Annotated in this window: 15 protein-coding genes; 8 read left to right on the forward strand and 7 right to left on the reverse strand. The window is 56.7% G+C overall.

What is annotated here, in order from left to right:
- Positions 1–10 precede the first annotated feature (10 nt).
- A complete protein-coding gene (locus tag D0851_RS16115) occupies positions 11–1,252 on the forward strand; it encodes a patatin-like phospholipase family protein (protein ID WP_117619538.1) in 1,242 nt (413 codons plus the stop codon).
- 73 nt (positions 1,253–1,325) lie between these two features.
- Here D0851_RS16115 and hslU read toward each other — a convergent pair whose 3' ends face one another.
- The 6 genes from hslU to D0851_RS16145 form a co-directional block, all read right to left on the reverse strand.
- Entirely contained in the window at positions 1,326–2,654 is a 1,329-nt protein-coding gene (hslU, locus tag D0851_RS16120) for an ATP-dependent protease ATPase subunit HslU (protein ID WP_117619539.1), read from the reverse strand.
- A 12-nt stretch (positions 2,655–2,666) separates the two neighbouring features.
- Positions 2,667–3,197, reverse strand: coding sequence for an ATP-dependent protease subunit HslV (hslV, locus tag D0851_RS16125; protein WP_008170810.1), 531 nt, complete (start codon positions 3,195–3,197; stop codon positions 2,667–2,669).
- Positions 3,198–3,333: 136 nt separating this feature from the next.
- Positions 3,334–3,978: an SPOR domain-containing protein gene (locus D0851_RS16130; protein WP_117619540.1), complete on the reverse strand. Its 645-nt coding sequence runs from the start codon at positions 3,976–3,978 to the stop codon at positions 3,334–3,336.
- A gap of 5 nt (positions 3,979–3,983) precedes the next feature.
- Positions 3,984–5,669 carry an arginine--tRNA ligase gene (argS, locus tag D0851_RS16135; RefSeq protein ID WP_117619541.1) on the reverse strand — a complete coding sequence of 562 codons (1,686 nt, stop codon included), beginning with the start codon at positions 5,667–5,669 and terminating at the stop codon, positions 3,984–3,986.
- Between the two features lie 143 nt (positions 5,670–5,812).
- Entirely contained in the window at positions 5,813–7,624 is a 1,812-nt protein-coding gene (locus tag D0851_RS16140) for an Ig-like domain-containing protein (RefSeq protein WP_117619542.1), read from the reverse strand.
- 260 nt (positions 7,625–7,884) lie between these two features.
- Complete coding sequence (locus D0851_RS16145; protein WP_117620438.1) at positions 7,885–10,059, reverse strand: primosomal protein N'; 2,175 nt, start codon at positions 10,057–10,059, stop codon at positions 7,885–7,887.
- A 263-nt stretch (positions 10,060–10,322) separates the two neighbouring features.
- Between D0851_RS16145 and rpmE the strand changes: the two genes are divergently transcribed.
- Positions 10,323–10,544 carry a 50S ribosomal protein L31 gene (rpmE, locus tag D0851_RS16150; RefSeq protein WP_117619543.1) on the forward strand — a complete coding sequence of 74 codons (222 nt, stop codon included), beginning with the start codon at positions 10,323–10,325 and terminating at the stop codon, positions 10,542–10,544.
- A gap of 216 nt (positions 10,545–10,760) precedes the next feature.
- Entirely contained in the window at positions 10,761–12,026 is a 1,266-nt protein-coding gene (locus tag D0851_RS16155) for a malic enzyme-like NAD(P)-binding protein (protein ID WP_117619544.1), read from the forward strand.
- A 71-nt stretch (positions 12,027–12,097) separates the two neighbouring features.
- On the opposite strand, the gene D0851_RS16160 is transcribed toward D0851_RS16155, so the two are convergent.
- Positions 12,098–14,623, reverse strand: a complete 2,526-nt coding sequence (locus D0851_RS16160; protein ID WP_117619545.1) for a penicillin-binding protein 1A — start codon at positions 14,621–14,623, stop codon at positions 12,098–12,100.
- Between the two features lie 195 nt (positions 14,624–14,818).
- On the opposite strand from D0851_RS16160, the gene D0851_RS16165 reads away from it, so the two are divergent.
- From D0851_RS16165 to pilQ, 5 genes are all read left to right on the forward strand, one after another.
- Complete coding sequence (locus D0851_RS16165; RefSeq protein WP_117619546.1) at positions 14,819–15,883, forward strand: pilus assembly protein PilM; 1,065 nt, start codon at positions 14,819–14,821, stop codon at positions 15,881–15,883.
- Positions 15,883–16,446: a PilN domain-containing protein gene (locus tag D0851_RS16170; protein ID WP_117619547.1), complete on the forward strand. Its 564-nt coding sequence runs from the start codon at positions 15,883–15,885 to the stop codon at positions 16,444–16,446. Before D0851_RS16165 ends, D0851_RS16170 begins: the two co-directional genes overlap by 1 nt.
- Positions 16,446–17,057 carry a type 4a pilus biogenesis protein PilO gene (locus D0851_RS16175; RefSeq protein WP_117619548.1) on the forward strand — a complete coding sequence of 204 codons (612 nt, stop codon included), beginning with the start codon at positions 16,446–16,448 and terminating at the stop codon, positions 17,055–17,057. Before D0851_RS16170 ends, D0851_RS16175 begins: the two co-directional genes overlap by 1 nt.
- A 2-nt stretch (positions 17,058–17,059) precedes the next feature.
- Positions 17,060–17,608, forward strand: coding sequence for a pilus assembly protein PilP (locus D0851_RS16180; protein ID WP_117619549.1), 549 nt, complete (start codon positions 17,060–17,062; stop codon positions 17,606–17,608).
- Between the two features lie 65 nt (positions 17,609–17,673).
- A complete protein-coding gene (gene pilQ / locus D0851_RS16185) occupies positions 17,674–19,755 on the forward strand; it encodes a type IV pilus secretin PilQ (RefSeq protein ID WP_205422227.1) in 2,082 nt (693 codons plus the stop codon).
- Positions 19,756–19,874: the final 119 nt, after the last annotated feature.

Here is a 19,874-nt window from a genome sequence, read left to right on the forward strand (position 1 = left end):
AGGAAAGGCTATGAAGGCACCAACTGATCTTAAATCCGCTCCCCGCATCGGGCTTGCCCTGGGCGGTGGTGGTCCTTTGGGCGGAATATACGAGATCGGAGCATTGCGTGCCCTGGACGAAGTGCTGGACGGCCTCGACTTCAACAGTATCGATGTTTATGTCGGGGTAAATGCCGGTTCTTTTGTGGCGGCGAATCTGGCAAACCAGATGACCACCGCACAGCTGTGCCGGATTTTCGTGCGCAATGAGGCCGAGGTTCACCCCTTTCACCCGGAAGTCTTCTATCGGCCGGCATTCCGGGAAATCGGCAGTCGGTTGCTGGCGGTGCCGGGGCTGGTTGCAACCGCGGTGCGCCGGTTTGTGAATAACCCCTACGATCAAAGCCTGCTGGAAGCCATGACCATACTGGCGCAGGCAGCTCCAGCGGGACTGTTTGATAACGAAGGTCTGCATGAATATCTCAAGCGTGCCTTTACCATGCTGGGGCGGACCAACGATTTCCGCCAGCTGAAGCGTAGCCTCTACATAGTGGCAGCCGATGTCGAGAGTACGGAGGCAGTCTGTTTTGGTGCCCCGGGCTTTGACCATGTGCCCATTTCAAAGGCGATTCAGGCAAGCACCTCGTCGCCGGGCCTGTATGTGCCCGTGAATATTGATGGCCGCTATTACGTGGACGGCACCCTGCGCAAGGGGTTGCACGCCTCCGTTGCCTTCGAAGATGGCGCGGATCTCGTATTCGCCGTGAATCCCCAGGTGCCCATTGATGCCAGCGCTGCGGTCCGTGCCGGATCCATGAAGCCAGGTGAGCTGACCCGATCCGGTATGCCGAACCTGTTGTCCCAGATGTTCCGGACCATCGTCTACTCACGTATGCAGTCCGGTATTGCCCAGTACGCCCGGGACTATCCAGACAAGGACATTCTGCTGTTCGAGCCAACCCGCGACGACGCCAAACTGTTCTTCTCCAATGTGTTCAGTTTCCAGTCCCGGCGCATGGTCTGCGAACATGCCTACCAGATGACCCGGCGGGATCTCCTGAACCGCGCGGACCAGTTGGAGCCCAAGCTGGCGAAATACGGCATCAAACTGCGGCGGGATCGTCTGGAAGACGAACAGCGCACGATCAGTACCAGCCTTTACGGGGAAATGCTGCCCCTGTATGTGGCCAAGGGCAGAAAGAAAAGGGCAGACAAGGGGAAGCTGGCAACCGGCCTTGAGAATGTCACCCACCTCTTTTCGAAAGCCGAGTAATCGGGGGTCAGATGAAATTGGGGTCAGATGAAATTTCATCTGACCCCAATTTCATCTGACCCCAACTTCACGTTTAGAGGATAAACCGGCTCAGATCCTCGTCTTCTGCCAGCTCTCCAAGTTTTTCATCCACATACTCGGACGTGACCTCAAAGCCATCGGTAACCTCGTCGCCGGCATCGAAGGACAGGGTCTCGAGCAACCGTTCAAGTACGGTATGAAGCCGCCGGGCACCAATGTTTTCGGTGCTTTCGTTAACCTTCCAGGCAACCTCCGCGATACGGGCGATGGCGTCTTCGCGGAAAGTCAGTTTTACGCCTTCGGTTAACATCAGCGCCTCATACTGCTGAACCAGGGACGCATCCGGTTCGGTCAGAATGCGCTTGAAGTCCTCTGGGGTGAGTGCCTGCAGCTCCACCCGGATTGGCAGGCGGCCCTGGAGTTCCGGAATGAGGTCCGAAGGCTTGGACAGGTGGAACGCCCCGGAGGCGATAAACAGGATGTGATCAGTGCGTACCGCGCCATACTTGGTGCTTACCGTGCTGCCCTCGATCAGCGGTAACAGATCACGCTGAACGCCTTCGCGGGATACATCGGATGAGGTGTTTTCCGAGCGCTTGGCGACCTTGTCGATTTCATCAAGGAACACGATCCCATTCTGTTCCACTGCCTCGATGGCCTTCTGCTTGATCTCTTCCTCGTTGACAAGCTTGGCGGCCTCTTCCTCCTTGACCCGCTTCAGGGCATCCGAAACCTTCATCTTGCGGGTCTTGCGCTTGTCGGAGGAGAGATTGGAAAACATGCTTTGCAGCTGATTGGTCATCTCCTCCATGCCCGGAGGCGCCATGATTTCCACGCCGGCACCGGAGTTGCGCAGGTCGATTTCAATTTCCTTGTCGTCCAGCTCGCCTTCCCGGAGCTTTTTCCGGAACAGCTGGCGGGTGGATGAGTCTGAGCTGCGCTGGCTGTCTTCGCCGAAATCCCTGGGTGGCGGAATGAGTGCATCCAGAATCCGGTCTTCCGCCGCATCGAGTGCCTGGCTTTCATGGCGCTTCATCTCTGCTTCACGCAGCATTTTTACGGCCATGTCCGCCAGGTCCCGAATAATGGATTCGACATCGCGGCCAACATAACCCACCTCGGTGAACTTGGTGGCTTCCACTTTCAGGAACGGAGCATCGGCCAACCTGGCCAGGCGCCGGGCAATCTCGGTTTTACCGACACCGGTGGGGCCGATCATCAGAATGTTCTTCGGTGTAATCTCATCACGCAGGCTGCTGTCCAGCTGCATCCGGCGCCAGCGATTTCTCAGGGCGATGGCTACCGCCCGCTTGGCTTCTTGCTGGCCCACGATGTGTTTGTTGAGTTCGTGGACAATCTCACGGGGAGTCATTGCAGGCATGGTTGCTCCGGATCAGTCGTTTTTGGAGAGCACTTCAAGGGTGCGATTGTGATTGGTGTAGATGCAAATGTCAGCGGCGATATCCAGGCCCTTCTCGACAATCTCGTGGGCGGAAAGATCGGTGTTCTCGAGCAGGGCCCGGGCCGAGGCCTGGGCAAAAGGACCGCCTGAGCCAATGGCAATCAGACCCTGTTCCGGCTCAATGACGTCGCCGTTGCCGGTAATAATCAGCGAGGCGGTCTTGTCAGCCACGGCCAGCAAGGCTTCCAGCCGGCGCAGCGCCCTGTCCGTTCGCCAGTCTTTCGCCAGCTCCACCGCGGCCCTGGTGAGGTTGCCCTGGTGTTTCTCCAGCTGGGCCTCGAATCGTTCAAACAGGGTGAAGGCATCGGCCGTGCCACCGGCAAACCCGGCGATCACCTGGCCGTTGTAGAGGCGGCGAACCTTCCGGGCATTGCCTTTCATTACGGTGTTGCCCAGGGAAACCTGGCCGTCGCCACCCATGGCAACTTCGTCATCGCGCCTGACAGAAAGAATGGTAGTCATTGGGGCTCCAATTGCCTGATTGAACTTAGTATCCGCAAGTTATGGAGGCTTCTGACTGGAATTCAAGAGTGCTCCGGCTGGGGAGAAGGCCCGGGTTGGGTTTTTGCTTTCCAAAACACGGGCCGGAAAACGAAGATCAACCTTCCTTGGGAACCTTCCGAACCAATGGCTGGATGCTGAGGGAAACCAGCTTGTCGATTGCAGAGTTCATCTGGCTGCGGGACGTGAACGGCCCTACGTTGACCCGGTACCAGATGGAACCATTGTCCAGATTAATCCGCTGGATGCTCGCACGCAGGCCCTGGAAGGCAATCTGGGCCCGCTGGCGTTCGGCGTCTTCCTTGCTGCGGAAGGAGCCTGACTGCACCAGGTAGTCGAAGTCCTGTTGGGTTGGGCCAGGAGTGTACTCGTCAACTTTGGGGGGTACGACCTCGGATTCCGGCAGCATGTCATAAAAGCGGAATGCCGGTTTCTGGTCTTCCTGGCGGGCTGTTTCCGCTGGCTTTTTGGCTGTTTTTTGGGCCGGTTTTTCAGTCGCTGGCCGAACGTTGCCGCCTGGACCGGGCGGCAGGGAGTTCAGGTAGACAATAAAACCGATGAACCCGCCGACGGCCGCCAGAGACAAAATCCACTTCAGCGACAACCCCCCGCGCTGCGAGCGGGCAGTGGCTGCCGGTTTTGGCCGGGCAGCCTTCGCCTTGGCCTGTTTCACAGGTTTGCGGCGCACGGTGGCTGAAGCCTTGGTTGATGACCTGTCTTTACGGGCGTAGTCTCGGGACATTCGTTTTACATCTCTTCCGGGGCGCTGACGCCCAGCAGGTCCAGGCCGTTGGCGATAACCTGCCTGATTGCAAGGTAAAGGCTGACACGGGCATCGCGGGTGGCTGTGTCTTCGATTAACACCTTGTGAGCGTTGTAGTAAGTGTGGAACTGGCCCGCCAGGTCCCGCAGGTAGTGCGTCAGATGGTGCGGCTCACGCTGGGCGGCGGAATTGGCAATCAGTTCCGGGTATTTGGCCAACTGGTTGGCCAGTTCTTTTTCCTCGTCCAGGGTCAGCAGTGACAGATCACCCACGCATTCGTTGCGACCGCGCTCCACGCCTTCCTCCGCCAGTTTGCGAAGCACACTGCAGATGCGCGCATGGGCATACTGAATGTAGTACACCGGGTTTTCATTGGTCTGAGAGCGGGCAAGATCGATATCGAAGGTCAGTTGGGAGTCGACGCGCCGGGCGGCCAGGAAGAACCGGGTGGCGTCGCGGCCAACTTCATCGATCAGGTCCCGGACGGTGACATAGCTGCCGGCCCGTTTGGAGATTTTTACCTCCTGGCCGGAGCGGATGACCATGACCATCTGGTGCAGAACATAGTCTGGCCAGCCTTCAGGGATTCCGGCGTTCAGCGCCTGCAAGCCGGCACGAACGCGGGTAACGGTAGAATGGTGATCGGCACCCTGTTCGTTGATAACGGTGGTAAAGCCCCGCTGCCATTTGTCGAAGTGATAGGCCACATCCGGCAGGAAGTAGGTGTAGCCACCGTCTTTCTTGCGCATGACGCGGTCTTTGTCATCGCCGAATTCTGTGGTTTTCAGCCACAGGGCGCCGTCCTGCTCGTAGGTGTAGCCGTTTTCCTGCAGGCGCCTGACCGTGGCTTCGACCTTGCCTTCCTCATAAAGGGAGGACTCAAGAAAATAGACATCAAACTGGACACCGAAGGCTTTCAGATCCAGATCCTGCTCCCGGCGCAGGTAGGCCACGGCAAACTCCCGGATGGCGTCACGGTCTTCCGGATCTGCCTTGGCAGTCACCTCGCGGTCATCCGCGGTCACTGTCTCGCCGGCGAGGTAGGCGTTGGCCACGTCAATGATGTAATCGCCGCGGTAGCCATCCGCCGGCCAACTGTCGTTTTCCGGGGTCAGACCTTTCACCCGTGCCTGAACTGAAAGCGCCAGATTGTTGATCTGGGCACCGGCATCGTTGTAATAAAACTCCCGGGTTACATCGTAGCCGTTGGCTTCCAGCAGCCGGCACAGGCAGTCGCCAATCGCCGCGCCGCGTCCGTGGCCGACATGCAGGGGGCCAGTGGGATTGGCTGATACAAACTCCACCTGCACTTTTTCGCCTTTGCCCTGATTGTTACGGCCAAAGCCTTGTCCTTCATCCAGAATCGAATTCACGACTTCGAACGCACTGGCGGTGCTCATGAAGAAATTGATAAAGCCCGGCCCGGCGATCTCCACCTTCTCCACCGCCTTGCTCTGTGGCAGCTTTGCAATCAGTGCTTCCGCCAGCTGACGGGGCGGGCAGCCGGCTGCTTTGGATGCGACCAAAGCAATATTGCAGGCGTAATCACCGTGGGACTTGTCCTTGGTATTGCCTACCTGGGGGGTAAAAGACTGGTCCGCCGGCAGAGTACCATCGGATTGGAGCGCTGCCAGTGCAGACTGGAGCAGTTCGGAAACGGTCTCTTTCATGCTGTCAGATGACTCGGTTTGCTGGAGAATTGGAATCGGGGGCTGGGCGCCCGTTGATAATAGAAGGGGGTCATTATCGCGGAAAGGCGTGGCGTACTCAAATTCAGTAAGAAAAGCCCCGCACGTAGGCGGGGCTTTCAAGGTCAGTCGTTCACATTACAGGCCTGGTCGCTTCCATACAGGCCTTCTATCCCGCCGGGAGGTGGGATATCGGTATTGTTCAAATCAGAGGCTGCACATGAAAGAAAGAACTCTGAAGATTCGACACTTTCCGAGCCGCCCACGCGGACAGTTGCGGTCAGCTCCACTCTCACCCAGTTGCAGTGGCTTTGCGGATAGATCAGTGAGAAGTCTGCCGATCCATCGGTCGCTGAAATAACAGAAGATGCACTGGTCGTCGCTGAGTTAGTTGGCTCAAGCGCTAAGCTTCCATTAATGTCCTCTCCAGCATCCAGCTGTCCGTTGCGATTTAGGTCTTCGGCATCACAGAAAACTGGGTTGCCTGGGCTAATAACCCACGTGTCGTCTATCGAGGGCACATAACTTCCTTTAATGTAGCCAGTAGGGAGTACGCTAAGCTCGATGTTGGCATTTTCGACAGGAGCACCGTTCGCATCGGTCACGATTGCCACATAGTCCTTGATATAGCGTACGGTGTCCGGCTCAATGATCTCGTTACCAGTTCCGATTGCAAGTCGCAGCGCTTGCCTTGCAACTGTAAGAGTGACGGTGTCCGAAATGGACCCTGCGACAGTTGCCTGTATCTCTACTCCACCCCGCCCACTGGTGTTTGCCCCAGCTTGGTAAATGGTCGAAGCGCGCCCTTGAGAATCTGTGACGTCCCGGCTTGATGTGAGGCTACCGCCGCTGCCGTCCTCTAGGATACTGAAGGAGACTTCCTGATTTTTGACAAGGTTGTTGTCTGCGTCTCGAATAACCGCGACAATTTCCGTTGTTTCACTCAGGTCGAGTTGGGTTTTGATTGCTTGCAAGTTGATCTCATCGGGCGTGGTCGCGACGAATTCGAAGGTAAGGTCGGCGGAAAGCCCCGAATTAGTATCAGATGCGGTAATGGTCGAAATGCCTGCGTTGGTTGACGAAATGTCAATGCTGGCTTGGCCGCCTGACGTAGTCACCACGCCACTTGCTGGAGTCAGCGTCCCACGGGTCGCTGTAAACTGTATCTGTGTACCGTCTGCAACTGGGTTTCCATTTACCAGCCACTCCATGGTTACTTCTTGTTGGGTGTTCAGGTCTACTTCGGTATTTGGGGCAGGCGATGTGAAGCCGAAGCTGTCGCCGGCTACAACGATATCGCGAGTAGTGGAGATGGTACTTGAACCGCTATAGGCGGCGGCTGTAACCGTTGCTGTTCCTCCCGTGGAGCCACTATTTAGCTGGACATCTACCAAGCCATTAGTGCTGGTCGTCAGGGTTGATGCGGAGAGGGTGCCTAAAGTTGTCGAAAGATTGACGGTCTCGCCTGAAATGCCATTTCCATCTGCGTCAGAGAGAGTCACGCGGAGCGCCGTGCTTGAGCCGAGGGAAATGGAGGTGGGGCCGGAAATTGCCAGAGAGGTTCCAGATATATCCACGCTGACCGAGTCTGAGATCGATCCGCTTTGGGCGGTGATGGTCACGGTTCGATTTCGAGGATCACCGTCTGTTGTCAGGATGGCCGACGCGACTCCTGCCTGATCGGTTTCACCCTGTGTAACTTCGAGAGTTCCACCGTTAGTTGCGCTGAAGCTGACTGTAACCCCTTGCAAAAGAACGCCATTGGAGTCCTTAACTCGGGCTGTGATAGCCGACTGGGCATTGGTTGAGGTGTCTAACCTCACGGGACTGGCGACCAGATCAATGGTTCCGGCTTCCGCTGTATCTGGAGAGGTCGTTGGATTTCCGCCTCCACCGTTGTTCGGAGAGCCAGCGAGAGGGCTTGAGTTCTCGTCCACAGGCCGAGAGCAGAAGCGCTAGTAGAATAGCCGTAGAGCGCGCAAGGATGTTCCCTGACATTATTTTTTCTCCAGTTTCCATTTACAGCAAAAGCCTTCAGATGCGCATTCCCTGCACGAGAACCGCAAGCTCAGGTGTTTTCACAGGATTGGTTGTTAGTTTGCTGAAAATCATAGCACAGGATCTCGATCCGCAATGATGATTAGTATTCATTTATGAAAAACTTTGTAACCTGTCGCTCAGCCTAAAGGCCAGGCAATCAGCCGGTTTCCTGCGGATCAACATCAATCATCCATTTGACCCCGGCCGGCAGCTTTCGCTGGTCCAGTTCCTGGCAGATTCCGGTCAGCAAACTGTTCAGCCGCTTTCGGTTCCGGGCGTTCAGGATCAGTTGTGCGCGGTGCTTGTCGGCGCGTCGGGCAATCATTGCGGGCAGTGGGCCCCAGGTTTCAATGCCCGGAGCATGGGTGAGCGGTTTGATGGCGTCCAGGACTTGCAGGCTCTTTTCCATGGTGTCGGCTTCTGCCCGGAAGATCGCCATGGCGCGGAACGGCGGGAACAGACCTTCCTCGCGTTCGCTGAGGAGCTGCTCGGCGATGTCCAGATAATGCCCCTCGCAGAGGGTTTTTAGTAGCGGATGGTCGCTGTGGCAGGTTTGCACCAGCACTTTTCCGGGTTTCGTGCCGCGGCCGGCACGGCCGCTGACCTGCAGCAGGGTCTGAATGAGCTGCTCGGGCGCCCGGAAGTCGACACTGAACAGACCGCCATCGGCGTTGACCACCACCACGAGAGTCACATTGGGGAAGTCGTGGCCTTTGGCCAGCATCTGGGTGCCGACGAGTACGCACGGCTTGCCACTGTTAACCTGGTTCAGGATGCCCTGGATGCTGCCCTTGCGCTGAGTGCTGTCGCGGTCGACCCGCACCACGGGCGTCTCTGGGAAGGCGGATGCCAGAATGTCCTCGGTTCTCTCGGTTCCCTGGCCAACAGGTTTGAAAGCGTCACTCTGGCATTTCGGGCAATGCTCGGTGGCTGCTGTCTGAAAGTCGCAATGATGGCACCGCATGGCCCGGTCCCGGCGGTGATAGGTAAGCCGGGTGTCGCAGCGGGGGCACTCGACCATGTGGCCACAGTCAAAACACATCATTACCGGCGCAAAGCCGCGCCGATTGACGAAAACCAATGCCTGGTCACCCTTGGCGAGGGTTTGTTCAATGGCGTTCAGGGCAGGGCGGGAAAGGCCGCCCTCAAGGGGGCGACTGCGAATATCCAGCAGGCTGATGACCGGTGGAGTCGCATTTCCCGCCCGCTCTTCGAGTTTCACCAGGCGGTATTTGCCCTGTTCCGCATTGTGAACAGATTCAAGTGAGGGCGTGGCCGAGCCCAGAATGACCGGGCAGCGGTTCAGGTGCGCGCGGTAAACCGCCAGGTCACGGCCGGAATACCGAAACCCTTCGCCCTGTTTATAGGAATTGTCATGCTCTTCATCGACGATGATTGTGCGCAAGCCGGTAAAGGGCAGCAGAACAGCCGACCGGGTGCCGATGAGGATGACGGGCTCACCCTCACGAATCTTCAGCCAGGTGCTCAGGCGCTCGCTGTCGTTGATGGCGGAATGCCACACCACAATGCGGGTACCGAAATAGTGCCTGAAACGGGCGACGGTCTGTGGGGTAAGGTTAATTTCCGGAACCAGCACAAGGGCCTGGTCGCCTGCCCCAAGGTGTCGCTTGAGATAGTGCAGATAGATTTCCGTTTTGCCGCTGCCTGTAATTCCGTATAGAAGGGAGGCACTGAACCCTTCCTGGGGGCTGGTCAGCTCTTCGGCCGCGACTGCCTGGGCAACTGAAAGAGTTGGGCGCCTCGCCAGAAATTCAGGCGCCTCAGGCTCTGAACCAGGAGCGGGTGGCGAGATGGGTTTGACCAGCTGTCGGTCGCTGAGAGCCCTGAGTTGGGCGCGGGTAAATCCGGCCTTGATGATGTCGCTGGCGGCTGCGCCCTGGTTGTGCTGATTCAGCCATTCAAGCAGTGCTTTCTGTCGATGGGCGTTGGCGGGAAGGGGCTCGCTGTGAATGCAGGCCATCCACCACTCCACGGGCTTCTCTTCCGCTTTGCGGCCCCGCCTGAGGGCGGGGGGCAGGGCAGTAAACAGGCACTCGCCCAGAGGATGCTGGTAGTAGTCGCTAGCCCAGCTGAGAAGGTTGACGGTCTCGTCCGGCAATGCCGGCCAGTCCTCCATGGTCGCGAACACCGGTTTAAGGCTGACTCCCGGAGGCGGTTCTACCCCGGTTTGTACAATAAGGCCTGTTGCCTGCTGGCGGCCAAAAGGAATTCGCACCCTCTGGCCCGGCACAAGCCTGAGGCCTTCCGGAACGGTATAGTCGAAGAGCCGGCGCAGCGGACGATTCAGGGCAATGCGTGCGATCAACGGCACTGAGTGCCCCACTGGAAAACGAGTGTCACGGTTTTTCCCTATCCTGTTTAATCGGCGGCCTGCCGCGAAATCTCTGATGGGCGGGTCCGGAAATCAGGGCGGCGCTTGCCTGATGCGGTAATTGCAAGTAAGATTCGCGGTCTGTTTCCGGCAGGGCATGATTGTGCCCCGTCTTCTCAATTGATTCAAACATGCGGTGCCTGGCGCCTGGGTAGTTCAGATGCCCCGTGATCAGGTAGCGGCATGACCTAACGAGGTTCGCCATGAAAGAAGGTATTCACCCCAAGTACGAAGAGATTGCCGTTACCTGTTCCTGCGGTAACACCTTCAAGACACGTTCTACCTACACGAACGATCTGCAGCTGGATGTGTGTTCACAGTGTCACCCATTCTACACTGGCAAGCAGAAAGTCATGGACACCGGTGGTCGTATCGACCGTTTCCAGAAGCGTTTCGGCGGCCGTATCGGTGGCAAGAAAGACTGATTGCTGCGGATTCGAGAAGGCGCCTCCGGGCGCTTTTTTTTTGATCTGTAATGCGGTACGTAGCCGGCAAATACATACGCAATTAGCCCTATTGACTGTTCACAAAATGTTCGCGTGCCACTTGTCGTTTTCGGTCTGGCGGGCCATAATGGCGCGCTCCGCTGGGCAAGCCCCGGCGGTTTATTACCTTTAAACGTGACAAACGGAACAGTGGCAATGTCTCAAGATCTGAAAGAAGCAGCCCTTGAATATCACGCCAAGCCGCGGCCTGGTAAGCTGAGTGTTGAAATCACAAAGCCAACCAGGACTTCCCGCGACCTTTCCCTGGCGTATAGCCCCGGGGTTGCCGAGCCGGTCCGAGAGATCGCAAAGGACCCGGAGAATGCATACAAGTACACCGCCAAGGGCAACCTGGTGGCTGTCATCTCTGATGGGACCGCGATTCTTGGCCTGGGCAACCTGGGTCCGCTGGCAAGCAAGCCGGTTATGGAAGGCAAGGGCGTACTGTTCAAGCGCTTTGCCGGAATTGATGTCTTCGACATCGAAGTCAATTCCGAGAGCCCGCAGGCGTTTATTGAAACGGTCGAGCGTATTGCCGATACCTTCGGTGGGATCAACCTTGAAGACATCAAAGCGCCGGAGTGCTTTGAGATTGAGCGCGCTCTGATCGAAAAATGCAACGTGCCCGTCTTTCATGATGACCAGCACGGTACTGCCATCGTCACTGCAGCTGGCATGATCAATGCCCTCGAACTGCAGGGCAAAAAGATTGAAGAGGCGAAGGTGGTTTGTCTGGGTGCCGGTGCAGCCGCCATTGCCTGCATGAAACTGCTGATCAGCTGCGGTATTCGCTCTGAGAACATCTTCATGCTCGACCGTAAGGGTGTGATCCACTCTGGTCGTGATGATCTGAACCAGTACAAGGCGATGTTTGCCAATGAGACTGACAAGCGCACGCTGGATGACGCTATCGACGGTGCCGATGTGTTCCTTGGCCTTTCCGGTCCGGACCTGCTAACCGGCGATCAGCTCAAGAAAATGGCTCCGAACCCGATCGTATTCGCATGCTCCAATCCGGACCCGGAAATTAACCCGGAAGTTGCCCGGGCAGTTCGCAATGATCTGATCATGGCGACCGGCCGTTCCGATTACCCGAACCAGGTCAACAACGTGTTGGGCTTCCCGTTCATCTTCCGTGGAGCGCTGGACGTTCGCGCCACGGTGATCAATGAAGAGATGAAAGTGGCCGCCGTAAACGCAATTCGCGAGCTGGCCAAGGAGCCGGTGCCGCAGGAGATCTGTGAGGCTTACGGTGTTGAAAGCTTCGAGTTCGGTAAGGAGTATATTATTCCCAAGCCGATGGATGTCCGCTTGCTTGAGGTGGTGCCGGCGGCGGTTGCCCGGGCTGCTGTGGATTCCGGGGTTGCCCGTAACCCGTACCCTGCGCATTACCCGCTCAAGTCCATGGACGACATCATCTGATACGTTGTTCAGGGCAATAAAAAAACCGGCGGGTGATCCCCGCCGGTTTTTTTATGTCTGTTCCGTTTGTGTCAGAAAATCCTGCGTGAAAGGTCGTCTTCTCCGGAGCTCCCGTTGCGATCGCTCTCTTCTTCGGACAGCAGTGGCGGTGGTGCATCATCTTCCCGAAAGACCTCAAACACACCGTCTTCGCCCGGTCTTGCCCGCTGTCCGGTCTCCGGGTTGATCCGGATGTTCACGATGCCGTTAGGGCGGGGCATGAAGGAAGGAGGCTCGCCCTCGAGGGCGACTTTCATATAATCCAGCCAGACGGGCAATGCAGTGCTCGCGCCAAATTCACCCCTGCCCAGTGGTGCCGGCTGATCGAACCCAACCCAGGTTGTTGTGGCCAGTTCATGATTGAACCCCGCAAACCAGGTGTCTTTCTGCTCGTTGGTGGTGCCTGTCTTGCCCGCAATATCCTCACGCCCCAGTGCCAGGGCCCGACGACCTGTGCCCAGGCGGATGACGTCCCGCATCATGGAATGAAGAATGAATACTGAGCGTTCATCTGCGAGCCGGCGCATCACTCGCACCTGCTGTGTATTATCGGTGCTTTCCGCAGGTTCTGCTTCCGTGCTCGTTTCGCTGTTTTCGGTGTCTGTTCCGTTCTCTTCTGCGATCTCCTTGCACTCCTGGTCGCACAGAACGGTTTTCGGAGCCTGATAGACAATCTCGCCGCGGACGTTCTTGATGGTCTCGATCAGATAGGGTTCAACGTCATACCCGCCGTTGGCAATCACCGCCATGCCTCTGGCAAGCTCCATGGGGGTAAGCAGGCCGCTCCCAAGGGACAGTGACAGGTTGTCCGGCATTTTCTCGACCGGAATTTCCAGTTGCGCCAGGTAGTCAATCGTTTTCTGGATGCCAAGATCGCGTAGTAGTCGGATGGAAACCAGGTTTCGCGAGCGATAGAGGGCTTCGCGAAGTCGGGTCGGACCATAAAATTGCCCGGATGAATTCTGTGGCCGCCATGCGGACTCGAGTTCGGAGTCATTAAACACTATCGGCGCATCGTTATAGATGGTTGCGGGTGTCATGCCGCTTTCGAGTGCGCTGAGGTAAAGGAAGGGCTTGAAGGTGGAGCCGGGTTGTCTTTGCGCCTGGACGGCCCGGTTGTATTTGCTCTGGCCGAAGCTGTAACCGCCTGTGAGAGCCTGAATGGCACCTGTTTGGGCTTCCAGAGAGATCAGGGCACCTTCAACGCGGGGAATCTGTGCGAGTGATACAATGGCCGGCCTGGCCGGCTCCGCAGTCCCGTTGCGGTCTTGGTCTTCCTTTTCGGGAGTTGTCCCCGCCGGCTTTGGCGCCTGAACGCGCACGTAGACAACGTCGCCCACTGCAACCACATCCGAGGGCTTTTCGGGTTCCGGGCCAGTGAGGTCTTCGGTTTTATAACGTCTAGCCCATGTCATGGTTTCGAAAGGCATGATAGCGGGGCCTGGCATTCGAGCGTGTACCCGGACATTTTGGGCTTTGTCGTCAACGTTGGTAACAATGGCAGGGATCAGGGACTCGACCCGGGGATAATTCTGCACAATCTCCGACAGGTCGCCGTCGGCCAGAGTCTCCGGATCAATCTGGCCGATAGGGCCCCGGAATCCATGGCGCCGGTCGTAGGCTTCCAGGCCATCTCTGAGGGCTTTCGTGGCAGCCTGCTGCTTCGTGCTGTCAACGGTGAGCGTAACTGTATAGCCATCGGTGTAGGCGTCTTCGCCGTAGCGCCGAACCAGTTCGGAGCGGGCCATCTCTGCGACATAATCAGCGTCAACTTCGCTGTCAGTACTGTTGTAACTGGCTGTGAGTGGGGCTGCAAGCGCAAGCCCATAGGCGTCCGGGGTGATGTAGCCCAGTTCCTGCATCCGGCCCAGAATCCAGTTCCGGCGAATCATCGCGCGCTCCGGGTTGGCCAGCGGGTTGTAGGCGGACGGCGCTTTTGGAAGGCCCGCGAGCATGGCCATTTGAGCGAGCGAAAGCTGGGAGACGGGCTTGTTGTAATAGACCTGGGCTGCGGCGGCAATCCCGTAAGCCCGGTTGCCGAGATAAATCTTGTTCAGGTAGAGCTCAAGAATCCGGTTCTTGTCCAGTTCACGTTCTATCTGAAGAGCCAGAAGTATCTCGTTGAACTTCCGTATAAAGGTTCTGTCCCGTGACAAAAAGTAATTTTTTGCAACCTGCATCGTGATGGTGCTGCCCCCGGACTGGATCTCCCCGGTTGAGACCAGTTCGATGGCAGCCCGCGCCAGGCCTTTGATGTCGACCCCGAAATGCTCGTAAAAACGCGAGTCTTCAGCGGCCATAAAGGCTTGTAACTGAATTGTTGGGATCTGTTCGATTGTGATCGGTGCCCTTCTCTTTTCACCGAATTCTGCTATTAATCTCTTGTCTTTGCTATATACCCGCAGCGGTGTCTGGAGTTTTATTTCCAGCAGTTGAGCAACCGGTGGAAGCCCGGGGCGAAGATAGAGATAAAAGCCTGAGGTTACGATAACGGCGACACTCAGTCCGGTAAGAAACACCCAGGCAAAAAGGCGAGATGTGCGCAACAAATGAGACATTTTTTTCTGACAACTATTGGATATAGGTCTATCATTTGAGAAATTGCTTTAGGAAGGACGAGTCGCTTCACCGCTGCAATGGTTCTCGGTTAAAGAAGAACAGGCATTGTAGACGGAATACTGAAGAAATTCTCTTAAATAAAAAACACATAAGTTACGTAACCCGGTGCATCTAACCAGGTATAGGGTGAGCGCGTGTTCGGATTGTTAGGAAAGAAATCCAGTGCAGTGCTGGGCGTGGATATAAGCTCCAGCTCGGTCAAACTTCTGGAGCTGTCGAAGCAGGGTGACCGGTACAAGGTCGAAAGCTACGCAGTGGAGCCGTTACCGGCGAACGCTGTGGTCGAAAAAAATATCACGGATGTCGAGGCGGTGGGCGAAGTGCTGAAGCGCGTTGCCTCCAAGTCCCGCACCAGCGTGAAGCAGGTTGCGGTCGCGGTCTCCGGCTCCGCGGTTATCACCAAGGTCATCCAGATGGATGGTGGCCTCAACGAGTTCGAGATGGAAGATCAGATCGCCCTCGAGGCAGATCAGTACATTCCATACCCGCTGGATGAGGTGGCCATCGACTTTGAGGTACAGGGTCCCTCCGAAAGCAATCCTGATCAGGTTGATGTGCTTCTGGCCGCGTGCCGGAAAGAAAATGTCGACATACGGGAAGACGCCCTCGAGATTGCCTCACTGACAACCAAAGTTGTTGATGTCGAAGCCTACTCACTGGAACGGGCATATGCGCTGATAGAGCCGCAGCTTGACTCACAGGGTGAAGAGCTGGTGGTTGCTATTGTCGACATTGGCGCAACCATGACAACACTCAGTGTCCTGGCCGGCGGAAAGACAGTGTACACCCGGGAGCAGATTTTTGGCGGCAAACAGCTGACTGAGGAAATCCAGCGCCGGTACGGATTGTCTCTTGAAGAGGCCGGGCTCGCCAAGAAGCAGGGTGGATTGCCCGATGACTATGAGTCAGAGGTTCTGACGCCGTTCCGTGAAGCTGTCGTGCAGCAGGTGGCGCGGGCGCTTCAGTTCTTCTTTGGTGCCAGCCAGTATAATGCTGTCGACTATGTGGTTCTGGCAGGCGGTACTGCCTCTATCCAGGGGCTGACTGAAATGGTCGAAGAAAAAACAGGAACACCGGCACTGGTGGCAAACCCGTTTGCAGATATGGCAGTGGGGTCACGGGTCAATGCATCGGCGCTGAGTAATGATGCTCCCTCTCTGATGATTGCCTGCGGCCTGGCAATGAGGAGCTTCGACTGATGGCAAAGATTAACCTCCGACCCTGGCGCGAAGAACTTCGTGCCGAAAAGCAGAAACAGTTCGTCGTGATGATTCTTGGTGCGGCGATCATTGCCGGTGGCCTGGTATTCCTCTGGAAGTCCGATATGGACAGCCGGATCGCTTACCAGCAATCGCGGAACGCTTATATTGAAACGGCGGCCAAGAAGCTGGATCAGCAGATCAAGGAAATCGAGAATCTCAAACGCAAACGGGATGAGCTGCTTGCCCGGATGCATGTTATCCAGGACCTTCAGGGTAAACGCCCGGTTATTGTCCGGGTTTTTGACGAGCTGGTCAGAACGCTGCCCGATGGTCTTTTCTATACTGACCTCAAGCGCACAGGAGACCGGCTGGATATCGTGGGCATGGCGGAATCCAACAGCCGCGTTTCCACGTTGATGCGTCAGTTCGAGGAGTCCTATTGGTTTGCTGATCCCAACCTATCAAACGTGTCGGCAGCTGACAGCCGCCGGGCCGGGTACAGTCAGTTTCACCTCTCGGTACAACAAAAAACACCTGAGCCCGAAGGGGAGGATAAGTAATGAGCCTCGCGGACTCACTTAAAAGCCTTAATGAATTTGATATCAACGACCTCGACGTCAACAACGCAGGTATCTGGCCAGCACCGATCAAGGCCATTGTGGTTCTGATCATCTTCGGGCTCATTATCGGGGGTGGGTACTGGTTCTTTATCAAGGATCAGTACGCCCAGCTTGAACGGGTTGAAAAAACGGAGCAGGAGCTTCGCAAGAAGTACGAAGAAAAAGCGTACCAAGTGGCGAATCTTGAAGTCTTCAAGGCTCAGATGGCGGAGATGGAAGAAACGTTTGGCGCGCTGGTAAGGCAGCTTCCCAGCGAGACCGAAGTGCCAGGTTTGCTGGAGGATATTACCAATACCGCCCTGGGTAGTGGTCTTGCGCTCCAGGAAGTGAAGCTGCAGCCGGAGCAGCGCCGGGACTTCTATTCCGAATTGCCGATCAATATCCGGGTGTCCGGTTCCTACCATGAGCTGGCGTCCTTTGTCAGCAGTGTCGCAAGCCTTCCTCGGATCGTGACCCTGCACGACTTGACCATCAAACCAACTGGCGGAGACGGAGAGCGGCTTGATATGCAGGTTGTGGCCCGTACCTACCGCTACCGGGCTGGAGAATGAGCATGACAGCAAAGCATGCGGTAAAAGCCTGGCTGGGTGTGTGTCTGGTGTCTCTCCTGACAGCCTGTTCCCAGGGCAGCGGATTTTCAGATCTTGACAAGTTCATGGCCGAAACGAGGGCGAAGCCGCGGGGATACGTGGAGCCTCTGCCCGAGTTCAAGGCCTATGAAGCCTTCAGTTACTCAGCCGCAGACAGACGGGCACCGTTTGAGCCGCCGATCGACGTTCAACTGACCATGGTGGATGAGAAGCCGGTCAGTGATGTTGAGCCGGATCTGGACCGGCCAAGAGAGGTGCTTGAGAACTTTGATCTCAAGGCGCTTCGGATGGTCGGTACGCTTCAGGGCGCCTCAGGCAGCCTGTTCGCTCTTGTCGAAGACGACACGGGTGGCATCCACAGGGTGCGCACCGGAAACTATATGGGGCAGAACTACGGTCGTATCGTGGGCGTCAGTGAAACCCGTATTGAGCTGATTGAAATCGTTCCCAATGGCCGGGGTGGCTGGGTCGAGCGTCCTCGCTCGCTGACCCTCGAAGAAGGCGCAGGCTAGGGAGCGGCTGGATGAAAGTTGAAAGAAACATGCACGTACAAAAAAGTTTAGGGTCGAGGCTAGCGATGTTCAGAAAACTCAATGTATACGTCAGCGTGATTGCTTTTGGGTTGTTCTCCGGCCTGGCCAACGCGGTCACGCTGGAAGACGTGTCGTTTTCGTCGCTACCGGGCGAACGGCTTGAAGTGACACTGGAATTCGATGGGCCGCCGCCGGAACCCACCGGTTACACCATTGAGCGCCCTGCTCGCATCGCTGTCGACCTGAGGGACACGATCAGCGGTCTGGACAGTCGCAGCATTCCTCTGGGGTCTGGTAACGCCCAGAGTATGACGGTGGTGGAAACCAGGGACCGAACGCGGCTGATCTTCAACCTCGTTGAACTGGTTCCTTACGACACGGTTCGCAGTGGCGATTCACTGGTTATGACTATTGGTGGCGAGGCTGGGGGCGAGGCTCAGGGTGCCGTGGCTGGCGCGCCTGCTTCGTCCTCCCAGAGTAGCCCGGGAGCATCGGCTTCTTCTTCGGCCAACGCCCTTGGCGGTGTGGATTTCCGTCGTGGCAAAGAGGGGGAAGGCCGGGTTCTTGTCGATCTGGGCAGCTCCGGCACGCCAGTGGACTTGTCGGAACGGGCTGGCAAAATCCGGCTGACCATGGATGGCATTACCGTTCCTGCCAATCTGCGTCGCCGGCTGGACGTTACTGATTTTGCAACGCCGGTTACCCGCATCGATACCTTTGTTGAAGATGGCAATGCGGTGGTCGAGATCAGCCCGGCAGGGAATTACGATTATATTGCCTATCAGTCCGGCAGCCAGTTCACGGTCAGTGTGGAAAAGCTTACTGAACAGGAGGCAGAGTCACGCCGTGAAGAGAAGTTCCCGTATACCGGCGAGAAGCTCTCCCTGAACTTTCAGGACATTGAGGTTCGTTCGGTTCTCCAGCTGATTGCGGATTTCACAGGCCTGAACCTGGTCGCCAGTGACACGGTGGGTGGCAGCATCACGCTTCGTTTGCAAAATGTTCCCTGGGACCAGGCTCTGGATCTGATTCTGAAGACCAAGGGGCTCGACAAGCGGCAGATCGGTAACGTGTTGCTGGTGGCTCCGGCAGATGAGATTGCTGCCCGGGAAAAGCTGGAGCTGGAAACCAATAAACAGATTGCAGAGCTGGCGCCGGTACGGCTGGATATTGTTCAGGTCAACTACGCCAAGGCTGCCGACATTGTTGCCCTGATCAAGGAAGATGAGGAGCTGATTTCAGACCGTGGATTTGTCTCCTCGGATGTTCGCACCAACACCATCAGTATTCGTGAGACTGCGCAAAAGCTCGAGGAAATCCGTCGGCTTGTCTCCACATGGGATGTGCCGGTGCGGCAGGTATCCATCGAGGCGCGAATTGTCCGGGCCCAGACCAATGTGGCGGAAAACCTTGGTGTTCGCTGGGGTGGTGCTGCTTACGATGTGAGCGGCGATAATGTATTCACTGTCGGTGGCTCGCAGCAATCCTTGCAGGAGGCGCGTGATGCTGCAGCAGGAAACAGCAGTACAATCACCTTCCCGGGTGCGCTGGCGGTCGACCTCGGTGTGAGCGGTGAAGGCGCCTCCTCGTTTGCCATTGGCTGGGGCAGCGATGACTTCCTGGTTGACCTGGAGCTGTCTGCGCTGGAGAGCGACGGTCAGGCCGAAGTGGTTTCACAGCCTCGTGTTGTGACCGCGGATCGCCAGACAGCGTCTATCAAATCCGGTGAGGAAATTCCTTACCAGGAAGCTGCTTCCAGCGGTGCGACATCGGTCTCGTTCAAGGAAGCCGTGCTTTCTCTCGAGGTGACGCCGCAAATCACCCCGGATGACAAGATTATTATGGATCTGGTGGTCAACCAGGACTCCCGTGGTGAAGTTACCGCCGGTATTCCTTCGATCAATACCAACCAGGTAACCACCCAGGTTCTGGTTGGCAACGGAGAGACGGTGGTGCTGGGTGGTATCTTCCAGTCGGAAGTTGCGACCCAAACTACGAAGACCCCGTTCCTTGGAGATATTCCCTACCTGGGTCGTCTTTTCAAGCGTACCGAGAAAATTGATGAGCGCAGTGAGCTGTTAATTTTCATAACGCCCAAGATCATCAAGAGCGATCTTGTCCGGTAACCGGGATCCCGAAAAAAAGCCGCCGCCTGGAACCGGCGGCTTTTTTGTGCCTGAATTCCCCACAGGCCGGGTACGGAGCTTATGCAAGTACCGGCCCTGTGATATTCTCACCCGCCTGA

The organism is Marinobacter sp. Arc7-DN-1 (assembly GCF_003441595.1).
Lineage (GTDB): Bacteria > Pseudomonadota > Gammaproteobacteria > Pseudomonadales > Oleiphilaceae > Marinobacter > Marinobacter metalliresistant.

Coding starts and splice junctions, on each gene's coding strand:
- D0851_RS16115 (WP_117619538.1), top strand. CDS start 11: ATGAAGGCACCAACTGATCTTAAATCCGCTCCCCGCATCGGGCTTGCC.
- hslU (WP_117619539.1), bottom strand. CDS start 2,654: ATGCCTGCAATGACTCCCCGTGAGATTGTCCACGAACTCAACAAACAC.
- hslV (WP_008170810.1), bottom strand. CDS start 3,197: ATGACTACCATTCTTTCTGTCAGGCGCGATGACGAAGTTGCCATGGGT.
- D0851_RS16130 (WP_117619540.1), bottom strand. CDS start 3,978: ATGTCCCGAGACTACGCCCGTAAAGACAGGTCATCAACCAAGGCTTCA.
- argS (WP_117619541.1), bottom strand. CDS start 5,669: ATGAAAGAGACCGTTTCCGAACTGCTCCAGTCTGCACTGGCAGCGCTC.
- rpmE (WP_117619543.1), top strand. CDS start 10,323: ATGAAAGAAGGTATTCACCCCAAGTACGAAGAGATTGCCGTTACCTGT.
- D0851_RS16155 (WP_117619544.1), top strand. CDS start 10,761: ATGTCTCAAGATCTGAAAGAAGCAGCCCTTGAATATCACGCCAAGCCG.
- D0851_RS16160 (WP_117619545.1), bottom strand. CDS start 14,623: ATGTCTCATTTGTTGCGCACATCTCGCCTTTTTGCCTGGGTGTTTCTT.
- D0851_RS16170 (WP_117619547.1), top strand. CDS start 15,883: ATGGCAAAGATTAACCTCCGACCCTGGCGCGAAGAACTTCGTGCCGAA.
- D0851_RS16175 (WP_117619548.1), top strand. CDS start 16,446: ATGAGCCTCGCGGACTCACTTAAAAGCCTTAATGAATTTGATATCAAC.
- D0851_RS16180 (WP_117619549.1), top strand. CDS start 17,060: ATGACAGCAAAGCATGCGGTAAAAGCCTGGCTGGGTGTGTGTCTGGTG.
- pilQ (WP_205422227.1), top strand. CDS start 17,674: ATGTTCAGAAAACTCAATGTATACGTCAGCGTGATTGCTTTTGGGTTG.